General features: G+C 37.8%; 26 protein-coding genes. 20 read left to right on the forward strand and 6 right to left on the reverse strand.

What is annotated here, in order from left to right; genetic code table 11:
• Positions 1-107 precede the first annotated feature (107 nt).
• The 18 genes from porW to ESU54_RS01070 all read left to right on the forward strand — a co-directional run bounded on the left by porW (position 108) and on the right by ESU54_RS01070 (position 13,331).
• Complete coding sequence (gene porW, locus ESU54_RS00985; protein ID WP_111842976.1) at positions 108-2,651, forward strand: type IX secretion system periplasmic lipoprotein PorW/SprE; 2,544 nt, start codon at positions 108-110, stop codon at positions 2,649-2,651.
• 51 nt (positions 2,652-2,702) lie between these two features.
• Positions 2,703-3,176 (forward strand): bactofilin family protein, encoded by a 474-nt coding sequence (locus tag ESU54_RS00990; protein ID WP_111842975.1) that lies wholly within the window; start codon positions 2,703-2,705, stop codon positions 3,174-3,176.
• A gap of 11 nt (positions 3,177-3,187) precedes the next feature.
• Positions 3,188-3,406 (forward strand): AtpZ/AtpI family protein, encoded by a 219-nt coding sequence (locus ESU54_RS00995; RefSeq protein ID WP_111842974.1) that lies wholly within the window; start codon positions 3,188-3,190, stop codon positions 3,404-3,406.
• A 7-nt stretch (positions 3,407-3,413) separates the two neighbouring features.
• A complete protein-coding gene (locus ESU54_RS01000) occupies positions 3,414-3,803 on the forward strand; it encodes a DUF6168 family protein (RefSeq protein ID WP_111842973.1) in 390 nt (129 codons plus the stop codon).
• Positions 3,804-3,905: 102 nt separating this feature from the next.
• Positions 3,906-5,069 (forward strand): F0F1 ATP synthase subunit A, encoded by a 1,164-nt coding sequence (gene atpB / locus ESU54_RS01005; protein ID WP_111842972.1) that lies wholly within the window; start codon positions 3,906-3,908, stop codon positions 5,067-5,069.
• Between the two features lie 79 nt (positions 5,070-5,148).
• A complete protein-coding gene (gene atpE / locus ESU54_RS01010; RefSeq protein WP_111842971.1) occupies positions 5,149-5,340 on the forward strand; it encodes an ATP synthase F0 subunit C in 192 nt (63 codons plus the stop codon).
• Between the two features lie 149 nt (positions 5,341-5,489).
• A complete protein-coding gene (locus ESU54_RS01015) occupies positions 5,490-5,990 on the forward strand; it encodes a F0F1 ATP synthase subunit B (protein WP_111842970.1) in 501 nt (166 codons plus the stop codon).
• Between the two features lie 6 nt (positions 5,991-5,996).
• On the forward strand, positions 5,997-6,533 hold the full coding sequence (atpH, locus tag ESU54_RS01020) for an ATP synthase F1 subunit delta (protein ID WP_111842969.1): 537 nt from the start codon (positions 5,997-5,999) through the stop codon (positions 6,531-6,533).
• Between the two features lie 57 nt (positions 6,534-6,590).
• The gene (gene atpA, locus ESU54_RS01025) at positions 6,591-8,171 is read left to right on the forward strand and encodes a F0F1 ATP synthase subunit alpha (protein ID WP_111842968.1); all 1,581 of its coding nucleotides are present in this window, start codon (positions 6,591-6,593) and stop codon (positions 8,169-8,171) included.
• A 72-nt stretch (positions 8,172-8,243) separates the two neighbouring features.
• Positions 8,244-9,119 carry an ATP synthase F1 subunit gamma gene (gene atpG / locus ESU54_RS01030; protein WP_111842967.1) on the forward strand — a complete coding sequence of 292 codons (876 nt, stop codon included), beginning with the start codon at positions 8,244-8,246 and terminating at the stop codon, positions 9,117-9,119.
• A 93-nt stretch (positions 9,120-9,212) separates the two neighbouring features.
• Positions 9,213-9,746, forward strand: coding sequence for a hypothetical protein (locus ESU54_RS01035; protein WP_111842966.1), 534 nt, complete (start codon positions 9,213-9,215; stop codon positions 9,744-9,746).
• 90 nt (positions 9,747-9,836) lie between these two features.
• Positions 9,837-10,352, forward strand: coding sequence for a hypothetical protein (locus tag ESU54_RS01040; protein WP_111842965.1), 516 nt, complete (start codon positions 9,837-9,839; stop codon positions 10,350-10,352).
• A 2-nt stretch (positions 10,353-10,354) separates the two neighbouring features.
• Complete coding sequence (locus ESU54_RS01045; RefSeq protein WP_111842964.1) at positions 10,355-10,720, forward strand: cupin domain-containing protein; 366 nt, start codon at positions 10,355-10,357, stop codon at positions 10,718-10,720.
• 3 nt (positions 10,721-10,723) lie between these two features.
• A complete protein-coding gene (locus tag ESU54_RS01050) occupies positions 10,724-11,668 on the forward strand; it encodes a 2-hydroxyacid dehydrogenase (protein WP_111842963.1) in 945 nt (314 codons plus the stop codon).
• Between the two features lies 1 nt (position 11,669).
• On the forward strand, positions 11,670-12,056 hold the full coding sequence (locus ESU54_RS01055; protein WP_111842962.1) for a VOC family protein: 387 nt from the start codon (positions 11,670-11,672) through the stop codon (positions 12,054-12,056).
• A 45-nt stretch (positions 12,057-12,101) separates the two neighbouring features.
• Positions 12,102-12,464, forward strand: a complete 363-nt coding sequence (locus tag ESU54_RS01060) for a TM2 domain-containing protein (RefSeq protein ID WP_111842961.1) — start codon at positions 12,102-12,104, stop codon at positions 12,462-12,464.
• A gap of 61 nt (positions 12,465-12,525) precedes the next feature.
• Positions 12,526-12,942 (forward strand): VOC family protein, encoded by a 417-nt coding sequence (locus ESU54_RS01065; RefSeq protein WP_111842960.1) that lies wholly within the window; start codon positions 12,526-12,528, stop codon positions 12,940-12,942.
• A 5-nt stretch (positions 12,943-12,947) separates the two neighbouring features.
• Positions 12,948-13,331, forward strand: coding sequence for a DoxX family protein (locus ESU54_RS01070; RefSeq protein ID WP_111842959.1), 384 nt, complete (start codon positions 12,948-12,950; stop codon positions 13,329-13,331).
• On the opposite strand, the gene ESU54_RS01075 is transcribed toward ESU54_RS01070, so the two are convergent.
• The 4 genes from ESU54_RS01075 to ESU54_RS01090 are packed head-to-tail and all read right to left on the reverse strand — an operon-like array spanning position 13,328 to position 17,762.
• Positions 13,328-14,080, reverse strand: a complete 753-nt coding sequence (locus tag ESU54_RS01075) for a DUF5995 family protein (protein WP_111842958.1) — start codon at positions 14,078-14,080, stop codon at positions 13,328-13,330. The genes ESU54_RS01070 and ESU54_RS01075 overlap by 4 nt on opposite strands.
• Before the next feature lie 28 nt (positions 14,081-14,108).
• On the reverse strand, positions 14,109-15,959 hold the full coding sequence (locus ESU54_RS01080; RefSeq protein WP_111842957.1) for a GNAT family N-acyltransferase: 1,851 nt from the start codon (positions 15,957-15,959) through the stop codon (positions 14,109-14,111).
• 50 nt (positions 15,960-16,009) lie between these two features.
• On the reverse strand, positions 16,010-17,266 hold the full coding sequence (locus ESU54_RS01085) for an aspartate kinase (RefSeq protein WP_111842956.1): 1,257 nt from the start codon (positions 17,264-17,266) through the stop codon (positions 16,010-16,012).
• 7 nt (positions 17,267-17,273) lie between these two features.
• On the reverse strand, positions 17,274-17,762 hold the full coding sequence (locus tag ESU54_RS01090; protein WP_111842955.1) for a GNAT family N-acetyltransferase: 489 nt from the start codon (positions 17,760-17,762) through the stop codon (positions 17,274-17,276).
• Positions 17,763-17,885: 123 nt separating this feature from the next.
• Here ESU54_RS01090 and fbp point away from each other — a divergent pair, with 123 nt between their 5' ends.
• Positions 17,886-18,893, forward strand: coding sequence for a class 1 fructose-bisphosphatase (gene fbp, locus ESU54_RS01095; protein WP_111842954.1), 1,008 nt, complete (start codon positions 17,886-17,888; stop codon positions 18,891-18,893).
• 52 nt (positions 18,894-18,945) lie between these two features.
• Here the strand turns inward: fbp and ESU54_RS01100 are convergent, their stop codons facing one another.
• Positions 18,946-19,374: a tellurite resistance TerB family protein gene (locus tag ESU54_RS01100; protein WP_111842953.1), complete on the reverse strand. Its 429-nt coding sequence runs from the start codon at positions 19,372-19,374 to the stop codon at positions 18,946-18,948.
• Positions 19,375-19,526: 152 nt separating this feature from the next.
• Between ESU54_RS01100 and ESU54_RS01105 the strand changes: the two genes are divergently transcribed.
• On the forward strand, positions 19,527-20,324 hold the full coding sequence (locus ESU54_RS01105; protein ID WP_111842952.1) for a tryptophan-rich sensory protein: 798 nt from the start codon (positions 19,527-19,529) through the stop codon (positions 20,322-20,324).
• A 32-nt stretch (positions 20,325-20,356) separates the two neighbouring features.
• Here ESU54_RS01105 and ESU54_RS01110 read toward each other — a convergent pair whose 3' ends face one another.
• The gene (locus tag ESU54_RS01110; protein ID WP_235004480.1) at positions 20,357-21,730 is read right to left on the reverse strand and encodes a dihydrolipoyl dehydrogenase family protein; all 1,374 of its coding nucleotides are present in this window, start codon (positions 21,728-21,730) and stop codon (positions 20,357-20,359) included.
• Between the last annotated feature and the right edge of the window lie 29 nt (positions 21,731-21,759).

Raw genomic sequence — 21,759 nt, forward strand, 5'->3', positions numbered from 1 at the left:
TTCGTTGAGCAGATATTAAAAAGAAATGTATTTTTACCGCTCTTTAGTGATTCTACATACTAAAATAGAACCTTTTAAGTTACAATATCATATAAACTGAAAGCATTTTGAAAGGCACATATAAAATTACATTATTTATTCTGGCTGTTGTTTTTTTGGCAGCTTGTTCACGTAAAAAAAATACCTTTTTGAACCGCAATGTTCACGCGGTAACTACGGAATTTAACACACTGTACAACGGCGATATGGCGTTTACAGATGGAAAGGAACAACTGGCGTATGGTTTTCGAGATAATTTTTGGGAAATACTTCCAGTAGAACGTATCAATATCGAGGAAGCAGAGGCTAAAGCTCCCGGCGCCTCTAAAAATGCCGAATTCAATCGGGCTGAGGAAAAAGCTGCAAAAGCAATCCAGAAACACTCCATGTATATTGATGGAAAGGAATACAACCCTCAGATAGACGAGGCTTATATGTTGCTTGGAAAAGCGCGTTATTACGACGGCCGTTTTATTCCAGCTTTGGACGCTTTCAACTTTATTTTGGACCGTTATCCAACCAGTAACAATATAAACCTTGCGAAAGTTTGGAAGGCAAAAACCAACATCCGTTTAAAAAACGAAGAATTCGCTATAGAAAACCTCAAAAAGATGTTTGAGACAGCAGATTTGGAAGAGGAAGAAATTGCAGATGGTGCCGCAATGATGACACAGGCATTTATAAATTTAGATTCTTTGCAACCAGCGCTGGATTACATTAAAATAGCGGCTGAGAATGTGAAGGACAAAGAATTAAAAGGAAGATATACTTTTATAAAGGGCCAAATATACAATCGTCTCGGCGAAAAAGACAGCGCTAACATCGCTTTTGATGAGGTTATTGCAATGAATCGCAAGACTTCCAGAGCTTATATGATTAGTGCCTATTTGGAAAAAGGAAAAAATTTCGATTACGAAAAAGGTGACCGTATCGCATTTTTGGAATTGTTGCAGGATCTTGAGAAAAACCGTGAAAACCGTCCATTCTTGGACAGAATCTACAATCAGTTTGGCGATTATTACCTCAATAGCGACAGTACTGAAACAGCGATTAAATATTACAACAAATCCATCAAAGCCTTTAAGCAGGATAAAGTTCTTCAATCAGTAAACTATCAAACCCTTGCAGAAATAAATTTTGACAATGCTGAATATAAAAATGCAGGAGCCTATTACGACAGTACGCTAACATTTCTTGAAGAAAATAGCCGTCAATGGCGCCGCGTTTCAAAGAAGCGTGAAAACCTTGAGGATGTAATAAAATACGAAGACATTGCCACAACAAATGACAGCATCCTTAAATTGACCAAAATGAGCGAAGCTGAACAGCTTGCCTTTTTTACCGATTACACTTCAAAATTGAAGGAGCAAGCGGTAAAAGATTCTTTGGAAGCTATCAAAATTGAACAGAAAATCGCCAATAAAGAGTTTTATGAAAAAGGTAATGTAGCTTCTGGCCCAAACAAAGGCGGCAGCACATTCTACTTTTATAATACTTCCACAGTAGCTTACGGAAAAGGTGAATTCCGAAAAATTTGGGGAGACAGAAAATTGGAGGACAATTGGAGACTTTCCAGCAAGCAAACTTCTTTGATCAATAATGATGATGAAGTGGTTGCCGCAACACCAATAGCCGAAAACGAACTATACAAGCCAGAAACTTATATAAGTAGAATACCTACAGACAAAAAAGCAATAGACAGTTTGGCAAAAGATAGGAACTTTGCATATTACCAATTAGGCTTGATTTACAAAGAAAAGTTTAAAGAATACAATCTTGCCGCAAACAGACTTGAAAAACTGCTGAATTATAATCCTGAGGAGCGATTGGTAGTGCCTGCAAAATATAATTTGGTTAAGATTTATGAAGTTTTGGAAAATCCTTCCGAATCAGATAAATACAGAAATGATATTTTGACCAACCATGCCGAAACGCGTTATGCTGAAATTCTTCGCAATCCAAATTCACAACTGCCAACGGATGAGTCTAGCCCAGAATTTAAGTATAAAGAACTTTACAAAGAATTTGAAGCTGCTAAATATGCCGAAGTCATCCAGAAATGTAACGATTATATGATGGTTTACAACGGCAATGATATTGTACCAAAGTTTGAATTGCTAAAAGCTACTGCCATTGGTCGCCAGCAAGGTTTTGAGGCTTATAAGAAAGCATTAAACTTTGTTTCGCTTAATTATCCAAGTACTGAAGAAGGCAAGCAGGCACAACAAATTTACAGCAATGTGCTTCCTATGATTGCAATTAAGGATTTTGTTCCTGACGAAGAATCTGAAAATTGGAAATTGGTTTATAAATTCACAAATGAGGAAGTGGAAGCTGCACAAAAACTTAAAGAACAACTGGACAAAGCCATTTCAGATTACTACTATACAGATATGGTGACTTCCATAGATTACTTCGACCCGAAAAACAAACTTGTAATTGTCCACGGATTGAAAACCAAATTAGGCGCCCGTGGTTTTGGTGAAGTTTTAAAAGAAAGCAAGAATTATAAGATTAAATATCCCTTTTTCGAGATTTCGTCCCCAAACTATAAAATAATTCAAATCCATAAAAATCTGGATGAATATTTACAGAAGGATGTAGCCGAATAATACCTAGTAACAAACCGAACAACAGAATAGTAACCTTTAAAACCAACTGCTATGTTTTCAGACAAAAAAGAAAAGCGAATTGCGGCCGAACCTGGATCCGCCCAAAATAGAATCAACGAAGGCACCAAGCTAAAGGGGGATATTACATCCACTGGATTTTTTAGAATTGATGGCATTGTTGAAGGCAATGTTAAAACCCCATCCAAAGTAGTTTTGGGTAAAACGGGTGTTATTATAGGTACACTTACTTGTGAAAATGCCGATATAGAAGGCAAATTTGAAGGAAATCTTCAAGTTTCGGGCACGCTATCTTTACGGTCAACAGCGGTAATTGAAGGCGATGTAACGGTTGGCAAATTAGCTGTTGAGCCTGGCGCCACAATAAACGCTTCTTGCGTTATGCAAGACGGTAAGCCGAAAAACACTACAGTAAATCAGTCCCCTTCTGAAAATACAAAAACACATCCTTTTGATCGCCAACAGCGCTTAAAAAAAGCAGCCGTTGGGACCGATCTCGACGATTAAATTTTCCTATAATGGCCGACAAAAAAGATAATGGATTAAAACGATGGGCCATTCTGTCTGGTATTGGCATCCAGATGGGTGTTATCATTTATCTTTTTGTGAAATTGGGCAAGTGGCTTGACGGCAAATATTCTGACGACGGAAAAGTATTTCTTATCATCTGCACACTTGTTGGGGTGGGCGCTTCACTATTTTTGGTAATAAAACAGACCAATAAATTGAATTCTTGATTTTTTGATGAAAAAAGCTACTTTCAAATTTTTAGCGGTCCTATTATTGGTGTTGACCGTAGTTTTTGCCGCACACCTATTTATTCTTCAAAATATGGAATTGCCAATTTTTGATGATAGAATTGTGCTTTCCTATTTGCTGAATTTTGTAATGGCAGGAACCATTTTAATTTTCATTAAATCAAAGTTTAACAAAAAATCATTGCACACAGGATTTTTATTTCTTGCTGGCAGCGGTCTTAAATTCTTGGTTTTCTTTCTGGTTTTCTATCCTGTATATCAACAGGACGGAACGATGTCATCTTCGGAATTTGCTGCTTTTTTTGTACCCTACGCCACTTGTTTGATTTTGGAAGTGATATATCTTTCAAAACAGCTTAATAATCAGGATTTTTAGCAGATTTATCCCGAAGAAAAAAACACAAAAAATAGTTTTTTCTTTCTCAGAAAGAAATGTATTTTTGCACCGATTTTAAGGACACCGTATATTTGTTCAAAGATGCAAAGAAAAACATTGGTTAGAGTACTTTTAGGTTTATTGTTTATCGTTTCTTTTTCAGGCTTTGCCCAAGATGAGCATGGTATGGAGGTAAAAGAAGTTGCTCCTGGTGAAAAGGGCAGTAAAACTAAAAAGGAAGAAATAAAAGAATTCATCAATCATCACTTGCTGGATTCGCACGACTTCAATTTTTTTGGATCTACAAATGAAGAAACAGGCGAAACCCATCACTACGGTTTTTCACTTCCTGTAATTATTTGGGACGGTGGACTTCATACATTCATGTCTTCAGAGTTTCACCATAATAATGGTGTTGCTACGTCTAATGGTAACCATTACACACTTCACCACGAAAAAATTTACAGAACCGATGCTGAGGGTACCCTAAACTATGATAAGGAACACGGTGATCACCCAACAAATGTTCGTCCATTAGATTTCTCAATCACAAAAAGTGTTGTTATGATGCTTGTGGTTGGTTTGTTGCTTATATGGTTGTTCCGAAGCCTTGCAAAAAGCTATGCAAAAAACGGAAGCCTACCAAAAGGTGCTGGTCGTTTCTTTGAGCCAATCGTACTTTACATTCGAGATGATATTGCTATTGCAAACATCGGTGAGAAAAAATACAAAAAATATTTGCCGTTCCTTTTAACCACATTTTTCTTTATTTGGTTTTTGAATATGTTCGGCCTAACACCACTCGGTGTTAACGTAACAGGAAACATTGCAGTAACTACTGGTTTGGCAGTTATAGTTTTCTTGATAACCACTTTCACAGGAACAAAAGATTACTGGAAACACATTTTTGATCCATTGGGCGACGGAATGCCTTGGGCTGGAAAAATATTGATTTATATCATCTTGGTTCCTATTGAAATTTTAGGATTGTTCATTAAGCCATTTGCATTGCTAATACGTTTGTACGCAAACATGACAGCGGGCCACGTAGTATTGATGAGCTTAGTAGGGTTGATATTTATCTTCAAAAGTTGGATTGGCGGACCATTGTCCTTCGGGCTTTCATTTGCAATTTCACTTATTGAATTATTGGTAGCATTGCTACAAGCATATATTTTCACAATGTTGGCAGCCTTGTATTTTGGTTTTGCGAGCGAATCGCACGCAGACCACGAAGTACACGAAGGCGAAATCCAACATTTATAATAAAAGTTTAATGGAGCTCGCAATCTAAGGTTGCTGAGCTTGTCGAAGTAGAGTGTTTAATTTTTAATAAATATATATTATGGAAATTCCAAGTATTGTAGGAGCAGGTTTAGCAGTAATCGGTGCCGGTATCGGTATCGGTATGATTGGTGGGAAAGCTATGGAAGCTATCGCACGTCAGCCAGAAGCTTACGGAAAAATTCAAACAGCAATGCTTATTGCAGCGGCGCTTATTGAAGGTATTGGTTTCGCAGCGATTTTCGCTGGGTAATCAAAAAAACTAACAAATAGCTGTAACGGTTGGTTACAGCTGTTTGTTAAAATTGAAGTATTCTTTCCTGCAGGGTTTTCAAACCTTGGAGGTATTAAAATAAAAATTTAGTTTGAATTAATAAGATACCCGCCTTCGCGGACACTAGTATGGAAAAATTAATTAACGACTTTTCATTCGGACTTTTCTTCTGGCAAATAATCATATTTGTGTTGTTGCTTTTGTTGCTTCGCAAGTTTGCTTGGAAACCAATCTTAGGCGCAGTTAACGATCGTGAAGAAGGAATAAAAAACGCATTGGATTCTGCTGAAAAAGCAAAATTGGAAATGCAAAACCTTCAGGCAGACAACGAAAAATTATTGCAAGAAGCCCGTGCTGAACGCGAAATGATGATGAAGGAAGCCCGTGAGATTAAAGCAAAAATGATTTCAGACGCTAAAGAAGATGCCAAAATCGAGGCCGACAAAATGGTCGCCCACGCACAAGCGGCTATTGAAAGCGAAAAGAAATCAGCTATCGCAGAATTGAAACAACAAGTAGCAAGTCTTTCTTTAGAAATTGCCGAGAAAGTAGTAAAACACGAACTTTCCGATAAAGACAAGCAATTGAAACTTGTAGAAGAAATGTTGGGCGACGCTAAATTAAACTAATATTCAATGAGCAGAGCAGCGATAAGATACGCGAAAGCAATTTTGCAGAAGTCGAACGAAAACAACACAGAAGCTGTTGTTTTTGGCGATATGCAATCTGTTTACAAAACCATAGAAGACAGCCGCGAATTGCAAGCAGTGCTTCAAAGTCCGGTAATAAAAGCCAACGATAAAAAAGAGGCTTTGTTGAAAATTTTTAGCGGACAGTCAGAAATCACTCATTCGCTTATCAATATTCTGGTAGCTAATAAACGCACTTCGTTGTTGGGCAACGTGGCAAAAAGCTATATCGATCTTTACAATGAGGTACAAGGCGTAAAAGTAGCAACCGTAACTACCGCCGTTCCTCTTTCTTCAGAATTGGAAGGAAAAGTAATGTCCAAAGTAAAAGAATTGACAGGAAGCGAAAAAGTAACGCTTAATAATGAAATTGACCCTGCACTTATTGGAGGATTTATCCTTCGTGTTGGCGATATTCAATATAATGCGAGCATCGCAAACCAGTTTGGAAATTTAAAAAGAGAATTCAGTAAATCAATATAATAAGGAAATTAGGTTTAGTCTAACGTCTAAAATCTAGCATCTAATATCTAAATAAAAATGGCAGAAGTAAAACCAGCTGAAGTATCAGCAATATTAAAGCAACAACTTACAGGCTTTGAAGCAACCGCTTCCCTGGACGAAGTAGGAACTGTTTTAACCGTGGGTGATGGTATTGTTCGTGCATACGGACTTTCAAACGCTCAATACGGCGAATTGGTAGCCTTCGATAGTGGTCTTGAAGGTATTGTATTGAACCTTGAAGAAGACAACGTAGGTATCGTACTTTTAGGTCCTTCAAAAGGCGTAAAGGAAGGTTCAACTGTTAAGCGTACCCAGCGTATTGCTTCACTTCAAGTAGGTGAGGGTATTGTTGGTCGTGTGGTAAACACATTGGGTCAGCCTATCGACGGTAAAGGTCCAATCACTGGTCAAACTTATGAAATGCCTTTGGAGCGTAAAGCACCCGGAGTTATTTATCGTCAGCCGGTAACTGAGCCACTTCAAACTGGTATTAAATCTATTGATGCAATGATTCCCGTTGGCCGTGGCCAGCGTGAGCTTGTTATTGGTGACCGTCAAACAGGTAAATCTACCGTTTGTATTGATACCATTTTGAACCAAAAAGAATTTTACGATGCAGGACAACCTGTATATTGTATATACGTTGCGATTGGGCAAAAAGCTTCAACCGTTGCAAACATTGCTAACGTGTTGGAAGAAAAAGGCGCAATGGCTTACACAACTATTGTTGCCGCAAACGCATCAGATCCTGCGCCAATGCAGGTTTATGCTCCTTTCGCAGGCGCAGCAATTGGTGAGTACTTCCGTGATACTGGTCGTCCAGCATTAATCGTTTTTGATGATCTTTCTAAACAAGCGGTAGCATATCGTGAAATTTCACTTTTGCTTCGTCGTCCCCCGGGACGTGAGGCATATCCTGGAGATGTATTCTATCTTCACTCCCGTTTATTGGAGCGTGCGGCAAAGATTATTGCCGATGATGATATCGCAAAAGAAATGAACAACGTGCCAGAATCTTTAAAAGGATTGGTAAAAGGTGGAGGTTCATTGACTGCACTTCCTATTATTGAAACACAAGCAGGTGACGTTTCGGCGTATATCCCTACAAACGTAATATCGATTACCGATGGTCAGATCTTCTTGGATGGAGATTTGTTCAACGCAGGTGTTCGTCCAGCTATTAACGTAGGTATTTCGGTATCGCGTGTGGGTGGTAACGCTCAAATTAAATCGATGAAAAAAGTAGCAGGTACTTTGAAACTGGATCAAGCAGCTTTCCGTGAATTGGAAGCGTTTTCGAAATTTGGTTCTGACTTGGATGCTGCAACTTTAAATGTAATCGAGAAAGGTAGACGAAACGTAGAAATATTAAAGCAAGCTGAAAATGATCCTTACACAGTTGAAGATCAAATTGCAGTTATCTATGCAGGTTCTAAAAACCTTATGCGTAACGTTCCAGTTGCTAAGATTAAAGAATTTGAAAGAGATTACCTAGAAATGCTTAACGTGAAATACAGAGACACGCTTAACGATTTGAAAGCAGGTAAACTTACTGACGATGCGATTGATGTGTTGACATCAGTTGCAAACGATCTTTCAGCGAAATATAAAAAGTAGTTAGATTTTAGTATTGAGTATTGAGAAAGGTTTTCTCAATACTCAATACACATTTCTCAATTCTAAAGCAGTATGGCTAACTTAAAGGAAATTAGAAACAGAATATCATCCGTCGGATCAACGATGCAGATTACCAGTGCCATGAAAATGGTTTCTGCCGCAAAGTTGAAAAAGGCACAGGATGCCATTACAGCAATGCGTCCCTATTCTGAAAAACTTACCGAACTTTTGCAAAACCTTAGCGCCACGCTTGATGCCGATACCGGAAGCAAGTATTCTGATCAGCGCGAGGCAAACAAAATCTTGGTGGTTGCCATTACCAGTAACCGTGGTTTGGCGGGAGCTTTCAACAATAACATTATAAAAGAAGCACGTAACTTGGCAGCTATAACTTATGCTGGTAAGCAAGTGGATTTTATGACTCTTGGGAAAAAAGGAAATGATATTCTGAAAAAAACTGGAAATGTTATTGAAAACAACAACGGTATATTTGATGATCTTTCTTTTGAAAGCACTTCCGAAATTGCTGAAAAACTGATGCTTCTTTTTTCCGAAGGAAAATATGATAAAATCATTTTGTTGTACAACAATTTCAAAAATGCCGCTACGCAAATTGTGATGACTGAACAGTTTTTGCCAATTTTGCCTCCAAAATCAATTGAAGGCCAAGAAGCAAAAACCAACGAAACTTTCTACATTTTTGAACCTTCACAAGAAGAAATCGTTGAGGCATTAATTCCAAAGAGTTTAAAAACGCAGTTGTTCAAAGGTCTTCGCGATAGCGTTGCCAGCGAGCACGGTGCTCGTATGACTGCAATGCACAAAGCAACCGATAACGCAACAGAGCTTCGCGATGCTTTAAAACTTCAATACAACAAAGCACGTCAAGCTGCCATTACCAATGAAATCCTTGAGATTGTTGGTGGTGCAGAGGCGTTGGCTGGATAATATTTATAAATTTTATTTTTGAAAGCCTCTCGTTTTACGAGAGGCTTTTTTTATGCAGCAATATTTAATTATCTTCATAAAAAATTCAACTTAATGAAAAAGCTGCTCTTTATTTTCGCTTTTCTTTTTTATATAACTGCATTCACCCAAAACCATAAAGGAGAAATGATACTTTCAGTGGCAGTGTCCCCCTATCCCACAACCACGAATAATGAAGATGATTTTGGAGCATTGGGCTTGGCTAGTTTTGAATTTTTCGTTTCAAACAAAGTTTCCCTCTCGGGAAGTTTTTTTACTTCAAATAATACCTTGATAAAGGATAATAGCGGTGTTACAATTCATTCCTATGGCTTTATTCCGTCAATACATTATTACTTCGTAAACAAGGAAAAATGGAATGTTTTTGCGCAGGCAGGGTATGGTTTTGGGTTCGAGGATCAGACGCAGGGATATATTGAGAATAGTGCACTTACAGTTTATAATATTGGCCCTGGAGCACATTATAAAATTGGAGAAAAGTTGTATTTAAAATTACTGCTCCCATATTTTAATGCACGAAATATTACGCTAAATGTGGATGCTGCTGATGGGATTGCCGTATTTTTGGGTTTCGGTTTTAAATTGTAATTTTAATAATTACCTCGAGTGCAGTCGAGAGGACAATTATTGCATAAATTAAATAAAAATGGCGGGACTGTGCTCGACTAGACAATTGTGATGAAAAATCTAAAAAAAATAGTGCTCCTTTTTACCGTTACCTTTCTAATAGTAAGTTTTTCGAATTGTGGTGGGGCTCAAGATGCGAACAATAAAAAAGTATTTATTGAAAACCCACCATTTAATATTGCCGATGCATATTACCAAAACTGGGTTGCAGGTATAAAAGAAGGGGGTTCTGGAACCAATATCCATATTGCTTTTAGCGAAATGGATTCAAGTGTTGTGATTCAGAATATTTACTTCAGAAACCATATTCTTGAAGCAAAAGGCAATTTAAACGAGCCAAATAAATATGTGGGTTATCTTAAAAATGATACCCAACGCGATATTGTGATGGATGCTGACCCAATGAAAGAGGGCCAAAACACACTCTCAAAACCCTTCCCTTTTCAATTGGAGGAAAACCAAGCTGTGGTAGAATATTGGTATGGTGGAAAGAAGAATTATTATAAAATTTCGAGTCTTTTACAAAAAGAAATGATTCCTTATCCGCAACAGAATCCTCACGAATAGCTATGCAAACCATCAATCTTCAAAATAAGTTTTCAACTTTTAAAAAGCATTGGCATCCACACCAAATAGCGGTTGTTGATAATATGCAAGTGCTTTTAGCCAAGTTGAAAAATGAGTTTGTTTGGCACAAACACGAGGAAGAAGATGAGTTATTTTTTGTGCAAAAAGGAACTTTGGAAATGCATTTTCCCGATAAGGTTGAAATTGTAAAAGAAGGCGAAATAATTGTAATCCCTAAAGGAGTGGAGCATTGCCCAAAGACTCGAAATGGAGAAGAGGTACACGTACTTCTTTTTGAAAAAATTTCCACCAAACATACCGGAAACGTAACTTCTGAAAAGACCGTTGCCGAATATCCTAAAATCTAAACTATGAAAATCCTTCACCTCGATAGCAATCATTCTTTATTATTGAAAATGCTGGAGGAAGCTGGGTTTTTAAATGAAGAAAACTACAAAGCTTCAAAAGCAGAAATTGAGGAAATTATTTCAAATTACGATGGAATTGTAATCCGAAGCCGCTTCAACATTGACAAACAATTTCTAGATGCTGCCAAAAACCTTAAATTCATAGCCCGTGTTGGCGCAGGTCTGGAAAGCATCGACACCGAATATGCTGAAAAACTTGGAGTGAAATTAATTGCTGCACCTGAAGGCAATAGAAACGCTGTGGGCGAACATACGCTCGGAATGTTACTTTCGCTATTCAACAACCTAAATAAAGCCGACAGAGAGGTTAAAAATGGACTTTGGGCCCGTGAAGCCAACCGAGGAATAGAACTAGATGGCAAAACGGTAGGAATCATCGGTTATGGCAATATGGGCAAAGCTTTCGCAAAAAAACTACGAGGTTTTGAATGTGAAGTGCTTTGTTATGATATAAAGCAAAACGTAGGTGATAAAAATGCAAAACAAGTTCCTCTGAAAGAACTTCAACAAAATGCAGATGTATTGAGCCTTCACACGCCGTGGACACCTTTGACGGATAAAATGATTGATTCAGAATTTATAAACTCTTTTTCAAAACCATTTTGGCTTATAAATACTGCTCGTGGTAAAAGTGTTGTGACTCAGGATTTGGTTTCTGCATTGAAATCTGGTAAAGTTTTCGGCGCCGGATTGGATGTTTTAGAGTTTGAAAAACTTTCTTTTGAAACCCTTTTTGACTCAGACAACCTGCCCAATTCATTAAAAGAACTGTTCGCGATGGACAATGTGATTTTAAGTCCGCACATTGCCGGATGGACTATTGAGAGCAAAGAAAAACTTGCAAAAGTAATAGCAGAAAAGATTATTCAAAATTTCAAAAACTTATAAAATGGAAAAAAGGGTAACAGGCATTGGCGGGATATTTTTCAAAACAAAAGACCCTAATAAAACAAAAGAGTGGTACAAAAACCATTTGGGTCTGAATACAGACAATTATGGTTTCACCTTTTGGTGGCAAGACGAAAATGGCAATAAATGTTCAACACAGTGGAGTCCTTTTAATGTTGACACAAAATATTTTTCGCCAAGTGAAAAGGAGTTTATGATGAACTATCGCGTTGAAAATCTTGAAGAATTGTTGAAAGTTTTAAAAGAAGAAGGTGTAACAATTGTAGGCGAAATGGAGACTTATGATTACGGAAAATTTGGTTGGATTCTCGATCCCGAAGGAAACAAAATTGAACTTTGGGAACCTGTAGACAGCGCATTTCTATAATTTTTTATACATTTATTACTCATTAAAAACCAACTAATTAAAACTATGGAAGAACAACAAAATTCAGGTTACGACAGTACCAAAAAACGAGTTGACGAAGCGACTGAAAACTTTGAGCAACAGGCAAAAAATACAGCCAACGAGTTTAAAGAAGGCTGGAACCAAGCAACACATACGCAAGAAAACAAAAAAATCCTTGCTGGAATATTGGCTATTGTCATCGGTTCTCTGGGAATACACAAATTCATTCTTGGCTATACTCAGGAAGGCATCATTCAAATAGTTATTTCAATTGTAACTTGTGGAATTGGTGGAATTATTCCATTAATCGAAGGAATAATTTACTTAACAAAAAGCGACGAAGAATTTTACCAAACCTATCAAGTAGGAAAAAAAGGATGGTTCTAAATATTTAAAAGCCTTTGGATTTTTTCAAAGGCTTTTTTTTATAAACTTAAACGAAAGCATTATGAGCAAGTATGGCGCAATACCAGCAATGAGTTATAAAGATGCCAACGCAGCTGTTGATTTTTTAACCAACGCCTTCGGTTTTAAAGAGCACTTTGTTTATAGAGATGAGAATAATGCAGTGCACCACGCTGAACTTTCACTTGGCAATGCGATGGTTATGATTGGTCCACAGCGTAAAGAAAGTGAATTCGGAAAAATGACAGGAACGCCTGCACAAGCCAATGGATTGAATACCCAAACAGCATATATTATTATTGATGAAGTTGATAATCATTACAAAAATGCAAAAGCAAATGGTGCCGAAATAGTCTTGGACATTAAAGACGAAGACTACGGCGGCCGAGGCTACAGTTGCAAAGACCCCGAAGGATACATCTGGAGCTTTGGAAGCTATAACCCTTACTCCTCAAAATAGAAAGTATGATTTTAGACACAGCATTTCTCAAAGGTTTCTCACTTTTACTATTTCGAGTAATTATTGCAATTGTGTTTTTCTCCAGCGGGAAAAGCCACGTTCAGAAACCAAAAGAACGTGGGGAAAGCATCGGAATGTCGCCAACCGCAACTACAGTTTTGGGTCTTGCCGAAATAGTTGGTGCAATTTCCATCGCCTTTGGAATTTTCACACAAATAGGTGCGTTGTTAATTATGGGCGCAATGTTGGGAGCGATCTATAAAAAAATCTTTGTGTGGAAAACGGGGTTTTATGAAGATAAAGGCTACGGCTGGCATTACGATCTTCTTTTGTTTCTAGGTGCTTTCGTGATTTTCGCTACACATGGAGGTAGATTAATTTTGATTTAATCTTGCTTAAGCACCACTACAACTTTGGATACATCCTTCTTTTCAAAGAAATGAATGGTTTTCACTAAATATTTAAGCACCCAACTTTTTTGGTAAATCAATTTTTCGGCCAATGTTCCAATAATTTTATCGCGGCTTTGTAATACTTCTTCTTTATTGGGTGAAATATGATACTGGTTTGCAAAAAGCCATGCCCCATCACGCGCAACGTTGATGCTGAAACTTACTAATTTGTCCTCTCTTCCTTTTCCAAATCTGTCTAGCAGGCCAAACAAAGGCGAAACTGAGATTATCTTTGCCTCAACATTGGTAATCATAGAGCCCAATATTTCGTTTATTTTGTTGAAATCGTTTTCAAAACTCATCAAATCACCGTCATCACCCACGGTTTTTGCAACGGCAATCCCAAGATCTAAATTGATATGTGCATTTATGCCTAAAAGCAAATGTTGCATTATCAAAAGATTGCTATTTTTTACGGCCTCAAAGGCTTTTTTCCAACTTTGTGTAAATGGTTTGTTCTTGCCCAAACACTCATAAGCATCAATATAACGATTAGCGAAAAGCACGTCCAGTTTTTCCATTCGCTGGTTATTTTCAAACTCATTGTTTAAAATTCCTTCTTTAATGCGAACGGTAACTTTTCGGTATAGAATAGGGAAATACGCCATACAGGACTTGGTGGAACATTCGGCATCAATAATTTGGTCCAATTGAGCAATGACTTCATCAATAGTTGTTGCGGCCATAGTGGAACAGTTTGATTTTTATAAGAAATTAATCTGTGTTTGTTTCTTCTTCAGAGTTTTCAGAGTCTGCGTTTTCGCCATTTTTATCGGAATACTTTTTTTCAAGTTCTGCTTGAAATTCTTCCATGACTGGTTTTACGGTGCTTTCAGGCAAATCTGCAATACGAATATACATTAACCCATCCACCGCATTATTGAAGAGGGGATCTACATTAAAAGCAATAACCTTTGCATTTTGTTTGATATATTTTTTGATAAGTACTGGCAAACGAAGACTTCCAGGCTCTACTTCGTCAATTATTTTGTCAAACTTGTTGAGGTCTGCTTCACTTTCGTCAAAAATAAAATCTTTATCGGCATCCTTCAGTTTTACTTTGTATTCCTTCTTCGGGTTGATGTATTGTGCCACATACGGATCGTAGTAGTTTGATTTCATAAACTCGATCATCAAGCTTTTTGAAAATTCTGAAAACTTATTACTGATGCTCACGCCACCAATCAAATAGCGATGTTCTGGGTAGCGTAAAGTTGTGTGTACAATTCCTTTCCAAAGTAAAAACAAAGGCATTGGTCGCAGTTGGTACTCTTTAATGACGAAAGCACGTCCCATTTCAATGGATTTGCTCATCATTTCATACAATTCCGGTTCAAAGCGAAAGAGATCTTGCAAGTAGAAACCATCAATTCCAAATCGCGGAAAAATCTCTGATCCAAGCCCCATTCTATATGCTCCAGCCATTTTCTGGGCCTCATTGTCCCAAAGAAACATATGATGGTAATAACTATCAAATTTATCGAGATCGGTACTATTGTTAGTTCCTTCTCCTACTTCTCGGAATGTAATTTCACGTAAGCGGCCAATTTCCTGAAGAATGTAAGGAATAGAATTTGCTTCAGCCAAAAACACTTCGTAGTTTTTACTAACAAGCAATCGCTTGTCATTTTCTCGAAGCTTTTCAATTTCTGCCTCCATCGCTTTCAATGGAATAGGTCCTGCAATTTTCTTTGGCGGTTTTGGAAACTTCAGTGTTTTTGGAATATTGTCCAACAATTTTTTCTTCTGAAATGCATTGGAAAGCATATAGGTTTTTTTCCGAATAAATTCAGTAAACATGGCTAGGGACTCGTGTTCCTTTTGATCTTCAACAGAAATCGCATTGCCAATCCTAACTTTTATCAAACGCTCTTTTTGAGTAAGCAATTCCGAAGGTAGTTTGGCGGTGCGCAAAGTGTCGCTCATCTTAGCCAAACGATAGAACAATTTGCTGTTTTTTGCGTGGAAATAGATGGGAACTACAGGAACCTCAGCTCTTTTAACCAGTTTCATCGCGGCTTCTTCCCAAGGTTTATCAACCAATAGTTTTCCATCTCTGTAAGTTGAAACTTCGCCAGCGGGAAAAATGCCTAATGGATGGCCTTCTTGTAAATGTTTCAGCGCAGATTTAAAACCAGTTATGCTGGATTTTACGTCTTTCCTGTCCTCAAAAGGATTTACGGGCATTACATAAGGTTTCAGCGGTTCAATCCGGTGTAAAAGGAAATTGGCAACGATCTTAAAATCGGGGCGATGTTCCAATAATAATTTCAGTAGAAGAATACCGTCAATTCCTCCAAGAGGATGGTTTGAAATTGTTATAAAAGCGCCTGTTTTCGGGATTCTGCGGAGATCTTCTTCGGGAATTTCAAATTTTACTTCAAACTCTTCAATCAGTGCATTTATGAATTCCAGATCATGCAGATGTTTGTTTCTATCGTAAATTTTGTTGAGGGTTGTAATGTTCAGAATTTTCATTAATGACCAGCCCATAAAGGTACCCAGAAAGCCGAATTTATCGACGTTTATTGCTTTTGCAACTTCCTTTGCATTGACTAATCCCATGAAATATTTCGGTTGTTTATTTCCAACAAATATAGCAAAACCGATTGACTCTATTCCTTAATTACCAACTGTACCGTTTCCTTGCTTTCCTGCTTCAATAGCACGTTTTTATTTTCGGCAAGTGCCTTTACTTCAGCAGGGTTAAAATGACGAATGGTATAGAGCGTTACATTTTCATTCCATTTTACGCTGAATTTTTCGCGAAGTTTTGCCAACAAGGATTCTAGATTGTTGAATTTGTCATTTACACAAACCGAAAAGCTGATGGCGGAATTTTGGATCATTTCAACTTTCATTTTGTATTTGTGAAGCCATTTGAAAACGTCGCCAATGTTGTCTTCCATCATAAATGAAAAGTCTAAGGACGAAAGTGAAATTAACACCAAATTCTTTTTTAGGATAAAACAAGAAGTCTGCGGATCTAGTGTAACGCCCTTACCAACACAAGTTCCGGGTGCTGTTGGATTTAAAAATGATTTCACATAAAGTGGAATTTCTTTTCGTTGCAGTGGCTGAAGCGTTTTTGGGTGAATTACCGAAGCGCCATAAAATGCCAACTCAATGGCCTCACGGTAACTTATGTGGTTCAGTAACCTGGTTTGCGTAAAATAGCGTGGATCCGCATTCAGCACACCGGGAACATCTTTCCAAATGGTAACGTTTTCGGCATTCAAGCAATAAGCAAAGATTGCTGCGGTATAATCACTTCCCTCGCGGCCAAGGGTGGTTGTAAAATTGTTAGTGTGTTCTGAACCCAAAAACCCTTGGGTTAAAGTAATTCCTTTCTGACTTACTTTTTTTGAAATGCGCTTTTGCGTTTTTTCCCAATCTACATTGGCATCGCGGTAGCTGGCATCGGTTTTAATGCATTGGCGAACATCCAACCAAGTGTTGTTGATTCCAATTTCAGAAAAATATGCAGAAACAATTTTGGAAGAAATTAATTCACCGAAGGATACCACTTGGTCATAAACAAAAGCGTGATTTTTTGATTTATTGGTTTCCAAAAAAAGCTTCAGCTCTTTAAAAGTATTCTCTAGCTCAACAAAAGCAGGGTGTGAGGTAGAAGAAAATAGACCAGTGAGGATTTCGTAGTGAAAATCGTAAACGGTGCGCAAAGCGTTTTTTACATCACCCGATTCCGAAAAGTAATCTTTTATAACTTCCTCCAGAGCATTGGTAATTTTTCCCATTGCCGAAACAACAACAACCAAATCCTTTTCATTAGTTTGTTTTATTACGGAAACAACGTTTTTTACACTATCAGCATCTTTTGTGGATGCACCACCAAATTTGAAGATTTTCATATTCTTTTTAAGAATTTATATAATTTTTCAAGCCTTTTTCGTCCATATGAACAACTCGCCATGTTTTTAAAACATTTGCGCCGCTACGTTCATAAAAACGAATGGCTCCTGTATTCCAGTCCAACACATCCCAAGCCACACGTTTAAGACCCTGATCGTAAGCATATTTCATTACTTGTTTGTATAGCGCTTCGCCTATACCTTTGCCACGGTATGCTTCTTTAACAATTAAATCTTCAAGATGAAGCGTGCGTCCCTTCCAGGTTGAAAAACGATAGTAAATCAAGGCTGCACCTACAATTTCACTGTCCGTGCTGAGCGAAGTCGAAGCATCGGCCACAAAGCATGTAAACAATGGATTTTCGCTAAATCCTTCAAGCTCTAAATCTGCAACGGTAACTTCAACTGCATTGGGTTCTTTTTCAAAAATAGCAAGTTCCTTAATAAGTTCTAAAACTTGCGGCATGTCGTCTTTTATAGCTTCTCTAACTTTCATTATCGTTTATTTGTTGAGTTTCAGTTTGGTTTTCAATTTCAATTTCGTTTTCCCCAAACAAATATCGGTTCAATTTCTTAAAAATCCCGATATTTGCGTCAAATTCAGGATACCTTCAAACCCATGGCAAAAATAAATCAATCTCTCGGCGAGTTTATAATTGAAAATCAAGGCGAATTCAAGTACTCTTCGGGTGAACTTTCACGGCTTATTAATTCCATTCGTTTGGCAGCAAAAGTGGTAAATCACAAAGTGAACAAAGCTGGATTGGTAGATATTTTGGGAACCGCTGGAAACAGTAATGTGCAAGGCGAAGACCAACAAAAACTGGATGTTTTCGCTAATGAAGTATTCATAAACACACTTACAAACCGTGAAATTGTATGTGGAATTGCCAGCGAAGAGGAAGATGATTTTATAACGATTAAAGGCAGAAACGAGAAAAACGATAATAAATATGTAGTGTTGATGGATCCTTTGGACGGTTCTTCCAACATTGACGTAAATGTTTCTGTGGGGACCATTTTTTCTATTTTTAGAAGAATTACTCCTTCGGGAACTCCAGTAACAATAGACGATTTTCTTCAGCCTGGAGTTAATCAGGTAGCTGCGGGCTATATTGTTTACGGTACTTCAACAATGATAGTTTATACAACAGGCCACGGTGTGAATGGTTTTACATTAAATCCATCTATAGGCACCTATTATCTTTCACATCCAAATATGAAATTTCCTGAGGACGGACACATATATTCCGTAAACGAAGGGAATTACGTTCACTTTCCACAAGGCGTAAAAGACTATATAAAATATTGTCAAAAGGAGGAAGATGATCGACCATATACCTCGCGTTACATAGGTTCGTTGGTTTCAGATTTTCACCGAAATATGATAAAAGGCGGTATTTATATCTATCCAAGTACTTCAAAAGATCCAAAAGGAAAATTAAGACTTTTGTACGAATGTAACCCAATGGCCATGATTGCTGAACAAGCAGGAGGAAAGGCCAGCAATGGTTTTCAAAGAATTTTAGAAATTCAACCAACCACCTTGCACCAACGCGTGCCGTTTTTCTCTGGAAATACAAATATGGTAGAAAAGGCAGAGGAGTTTATGAGTAATGCCAAATAAAAAAACCCGAAGCTTTCACAATGGGTTTCTTATTATTTCTTCAAAAAAAGAATTAATCTTTTCTATTAAGCAAATAACGATAATCTTCAAGGCTTAAGCCACCACTGTATATTGCAACTGATCTTTTTATCAAATCTTGTGCAATCTCGGCAGTGTAACCAAGGCCGATAGCATATTTTTCAATTAAAAAGCGCTCATGGTCGTCAATTTCATGATCGGCAAAAATCATTTCGAACAAGTCGTGGATTCGCTCCAAACGTTTTTCAGAATCGTTTGGCGGATTGATAGGATATTTGCCTGGATTTTTCAAAACTTCTTTGTATTCGGCCTCTTCAATATCCAGTTTGCGCGCAAATCGCTTCAACATTTTTTCTTCCTCTGGATTCAGTTCACCGTTAATAGAAGCAATATTTGCAATAGAAGCAAAGTGCCCTAAATTTCGGGAATGTTCCCCGCTTTCGAATAAATCTGTAAATGACATAATTTGGTTTTTATGCTGCAAATATAAAGTTTGTAATTCATTTTTAAAGCCTTATTTCTTTTGAAAAATAATCTGTTTTAAATTTTTCTTAATTGCAAAACGAATCCCCCGCAAAACACTAACTTTAACTTTATAGAGAATTAAATATTTTTATGAAAAAAACACTACAAATAGCCAACATCATTGCCTTCGTGGCAACGGTTTTCGTAAATTATCTTTCCAATACAGGAGCTATAAATGGAACCACCATTGGGGAAATTTCAAATTCATCAAAAAATCTTTTCACTCCTGCAGGATATGCTTTTTCCATTTGGGGACTTATTTATTTGATGCTTTTAGGGTTTGTAATTTATCAAAGCCGCAGTCTGTTTACAAAAGTGCGAGATGACGCGTTTGTGCTTCAAACTGGTTGGTGGTTTGTGCTTTCCTGCTTCGCCAATATTATGTGGATTATCTTTTGGCTAAATGGATTAATGGAATATTCTATTTTGGCGATTTTCGTTTTGTTGTTTTCACTATTGAAAATTGTGATGAAAAACCGAATGGAACTTTGGGATGCCCAAATATCGGTAATCGCTTTCTTGTGGTGGCCTTTCGTTTTTTACAGCGGTTGGGTTACCGTTGCGAGCATCGCAAACGTCGCGGCATATTTAACGAGTATAGAATGGAACGCTTGGGGTTACAGTCAAGTTTCATGGGCAGTAGTAATGATTGTAATTGCAGGAATCATAAATCTAGTTGTTACTTGGAAACGAAATATGCGTGAATTCGCATTGGTTGGTGTTTGGGCTTTGGCAGCTATCGCGGTTGCTAATTGGGAAGTGAGTCAAACAGTTGCCTTCGCTGCAATTACAGTGGCAGCGGTTCTTTTTGTCAGCAGCAGTTATCACGCATTCAAAAACCGTGCAACTAGTCCCGCAGAAAAATGCAAAGAATATTTAAACAGATAATCTCGTATTTCTTACTTCCGACTTCGTACTTTTTAAACCATTCCCTTGATGTCATTCCCCCAAGTTGGGTAGGCAAAAATCATTGCTTTAATATTTTCAGCGGTCAATTTTCCGCACATAGCGAGGACGAATAAATTAATCATTTCCCCAGCTTCTGAAGCAATAATATGTGCGCCTAAAACGATATTCCTTTCTTTGTCCACAATGGTTTTATATGCGTAAACCTGCTCATTAGTGCGTTTTGCGTTAAACCATTTGGGAACGCTTTTATATTCTACCACAAAATCATAGCCTTTTTTCTTTGCTTCTTCTTCCGTCAAACCGATGGACGCAATCTGCGGAATTGTAAAAACAACGGACGGAACCGGAGGAAAGTCCATTTTTGTATGGTTTCCATTTCTAATATTTAGCGAAACAATCCGCGCTTCCTGTGAAGAAGTTGGAGTAAGTGGAAGTGCCCCGCTAGCCGAAACATCACCACAAGCGTAAACATTTTTATTGGTAGTGTTCTGGAGAAATTCATTCACGGAAACTCCGCCCTTTTCAAAAGCAACACCTCCTTTTTCCAAATCTAGCTCATCGATGGAAGGTACTCGGCCGGCAGTATTAAAAACTGCTCGCGCATCAACAGATTCTGTTTTACCGTTTTTTTGAAAGGAAACACGATAGTTTTTCTGAAGTTTTTCCACTTTGGAAACCTGTGCGTTGAAGATAAATTCTATCCCCAATTTTTCCGAAGCTTTTGTGAGGTGCGAAACAATATCGGCTTCAAAAGGTGCGAGTGGCCTTTCTCCAAATTCCACCACAGTAACCTTCGCTCCGCAACGAGCCGCTATATGTGCAAACTCCATCCCGATATAACCCGCGCCAACAAATACAATACTTTCGGGCAGTTCTTCCAATTCCAGAAAGTCATCACTTATCATTAAATGTTCCCTTCCCGGAATTTTCAATTCCATTGGTTTTTGTCCCGTTGCGATTACAATTTTCTTCGCCTTAATTGTTTTTCCTTCAACAGAAAGCGTGTTTTCATTAAGAAACTTTGGAGATTGATGGTACATTTCAATTCCTGCTTCTTTCAATTTTTTTTCAGTGGAAGCAGGCACAGCATCTGTAAAAGTAGATTTGAATTTCTGAAGTGCCGCCCAATCAATCTTTGGTACGGAAACTATTCCTTTTCCTTTTAAGTTTTCTGAAAGTTGCATCGCTTCAGTAATTCCCACTAAAACTTTTTTCGGGTCGCAACCACGATTGGCGCAAGTTCCGCCAAACTCACGGTTGTCTGCAATTGCCACTTTCATTCCTTCGGCTGCACATTCGTATGCCACGCTTTTTCCAGCGGTTCCGGTTCCTATTATAAAAACATCAAATTCTAATATTGCCATAACTCGAAAATAGAAAATCATTCAAGTTATTTGTGTTATCAAAATGATAA

This window comes from Aequorivita antarctica, from assembly GCF_007997155.1.
GTDB lineage: Bacteria > Bacteroidota > Bacteroidia > Flavobacteriales > Flavobacteriaceae > Aequorivita > Aequorivita antarctica.

What these genes read in the sequence shown, in the direction of transcription:
- ESU54_RS01110 (WP_235004480.1), bottom strand. Translation starts at nt 21,730, where the DNA reads ATGATTTTCTATTTTCGAGTTATGGCAATATTAGAATTTGATGTTTTT.
- atpB (WP_111842972.1), top strand. Translation starts at nt 3,906, where the DNA reads ATGCAAAGAAAAACATTGGTTAGAGTACTTTTAGGTTTATTGTTTATC.
- atpE (WP_111842971.1), top strand. Translation starts at nt 5,149, where the DNA reads ATGGAAATTCCAAGTATTGTAGGAGCAGGTTTAGCAGTAATCGGTGCC.
- ESU54_RS01050 (WP_111842963.1), top strand. Translation starts at nt 10,724, where the DNA reads ATGAAAATCCTTCACCTCGATAGCAATCATTCTTTATTATTGAAAATG.
- ESU54_RS01105 (WP_111842952.1), top strand. Translation starts at nt 19,527, where the DNA reads ATGAAAAAAACACTACAAATAGCCAACATCATTGCCTTCGTGGCAACG.
- ESU54_RS01035 (WP_111842966.1), top strand. Translation starts at nt 9,213, where the DNA reads ATGAAAAAGCTGCTCTTTATTTTCGCTTTTCTTTTTTATATAACTGCA.
- ESU54_RS01040 (WP_111842965.1), top strand. Translation starts at nt 9,837, where the DNA reads ATGAAAAATCTAAAAAAAATAGTGCTCCTTTTTACCGTTACCTTTCTA.
- atpA (WP_111842968.1), top strand. Translation starts at nt 6,591, where the DNA reads ATGGCAGAAGTAAAACCAGCTGAAGTATCAGCAATATTAAAGCAACAA.
- ESU54_RS01085 (WP_111842956.1), bottom strand. Translation starts at nt 17,266, where the DNA reads ATGAAAATCTTCAAATTTGGTGGTGCATCCACAAAAGATGCTGATAGT.
- fbp (WP_111842954.1), top strand. Translation starts at nt 17,886, where the DNA reads ATGGCAAAAATAAATCAATCTCTCGGCGAGTTTATAATTGAAAATCAA.
- ESU54_RS01015 (WP_111842970.1), top strand. Translation starts at nt 5,490, where the DNA reads ATGGAAAAATTAATTAACGACTTTTCATTCGGACTTTTCTTCTGGCAA.
- ESU54_RS01055 (WP_111842962.1), top strand. Translation starts at nt 11,670, where the DNA reads ATGGAAAAAAGGGTAACAGGCATTGGCGGGATATTTTTCAAAACAAAA.
- ESU54_RS01090 (WP_111842955.1), bottom strand. Translation starts at nt 17,762, where the DNA reads ATGAAAGTTAGAGAAGCTATAAAAGACGACATGCCGCAAGTTTTAGAA.
- ESU54_RS00995 (WP_111842974.1), top strand. Translation starts at nt 3,188, where the DNA reads ATGGCCGACAAAAAAGATAATGGATTAAAACGATGGGCCATTCTGTCT.
- ESU54_RS01070 (WP_111842959.1), top strand. Translation starts at nt 12,948, where the DNA reads ATGATTTTAGACACAGCATTTCTCAAAGGTTTCTCACTTTTACTATTT.
- ESU54_RS01080 (WP_111842957.1), bottom strand. Translation starts at nt 15,959, where the DNA reads ATGGGATTAGTCAATGCAAAGGAAGTTGCAAAAGCAATAAACGTCGAT.
- atpG (WP_111842967.1), top strand. Translation starts at nt 8,244, where the DNA reads ATGGCTAACTTAAAGGAAATTAGAAACAGAATATCATCCGTCGGATCA.
- ESU54_RS01060 (WP_111842961.1), top strand. Translation starts at nt 12,102, where the DNA reads ATGGAAGAACAACAAAATTCAGGTTACGACAGTACCAAAAAACGAGTT.
- ESU54_RS00990 (WP_111842975.1), top strand. Translation starts at nt 2,703, where the DNA reads ATGTTTTCAGACAAAAAAGAAAAGCGAATTGCGGCCGAACCTGGATCC.
- atpH (WP_111842969.1), top strand. Translation starts at nt 5,997, where the DNA reads ATGAGCAGAGCAGCGATAAGATACGCGAAAGCAATTTTGCAGAAGTCG.
- ESU54_RS01045 (WP_111842964.1), top strand. Translation starts at nt 10,355, where the DNA reads ATGCAAACCATCAATCTTCAAAATAAGTTTTCAACTTTTAAAAAGCAT.
- ESU54_RS01075 (WP_111842958.1), bottom strand. Translation starts at nt 14,080, where the DNA reads ATGGCCGCAACAACTATTGATGAAGTCATTGCTCAATTGGACCAAATT.
- ESU54_RS01100 (WP_111842953.1), bottom strand. Translation starts at nt 19,374, where the DNA reads ATGTCATTTACAGATTTATTCGAAAGCGGGGAACATTCCCGAAATTTA.
- ESU54_RS01000 (WP_111842973.1), top strand. Translation starts at nt 3,414, where the DNA reads ATGAAAAAAGCTACTTTCAAATTTTTAGCGGTCCTATTATTGGTGTTG.
- ESU54_RS01065 (WP_111842960.1), top strand. Translation starts at nt 12,526, where the DNA reads ATGAGCAAGTATGGCGCAATACCAGCAATGAGTTATAAAGATGCCAAC.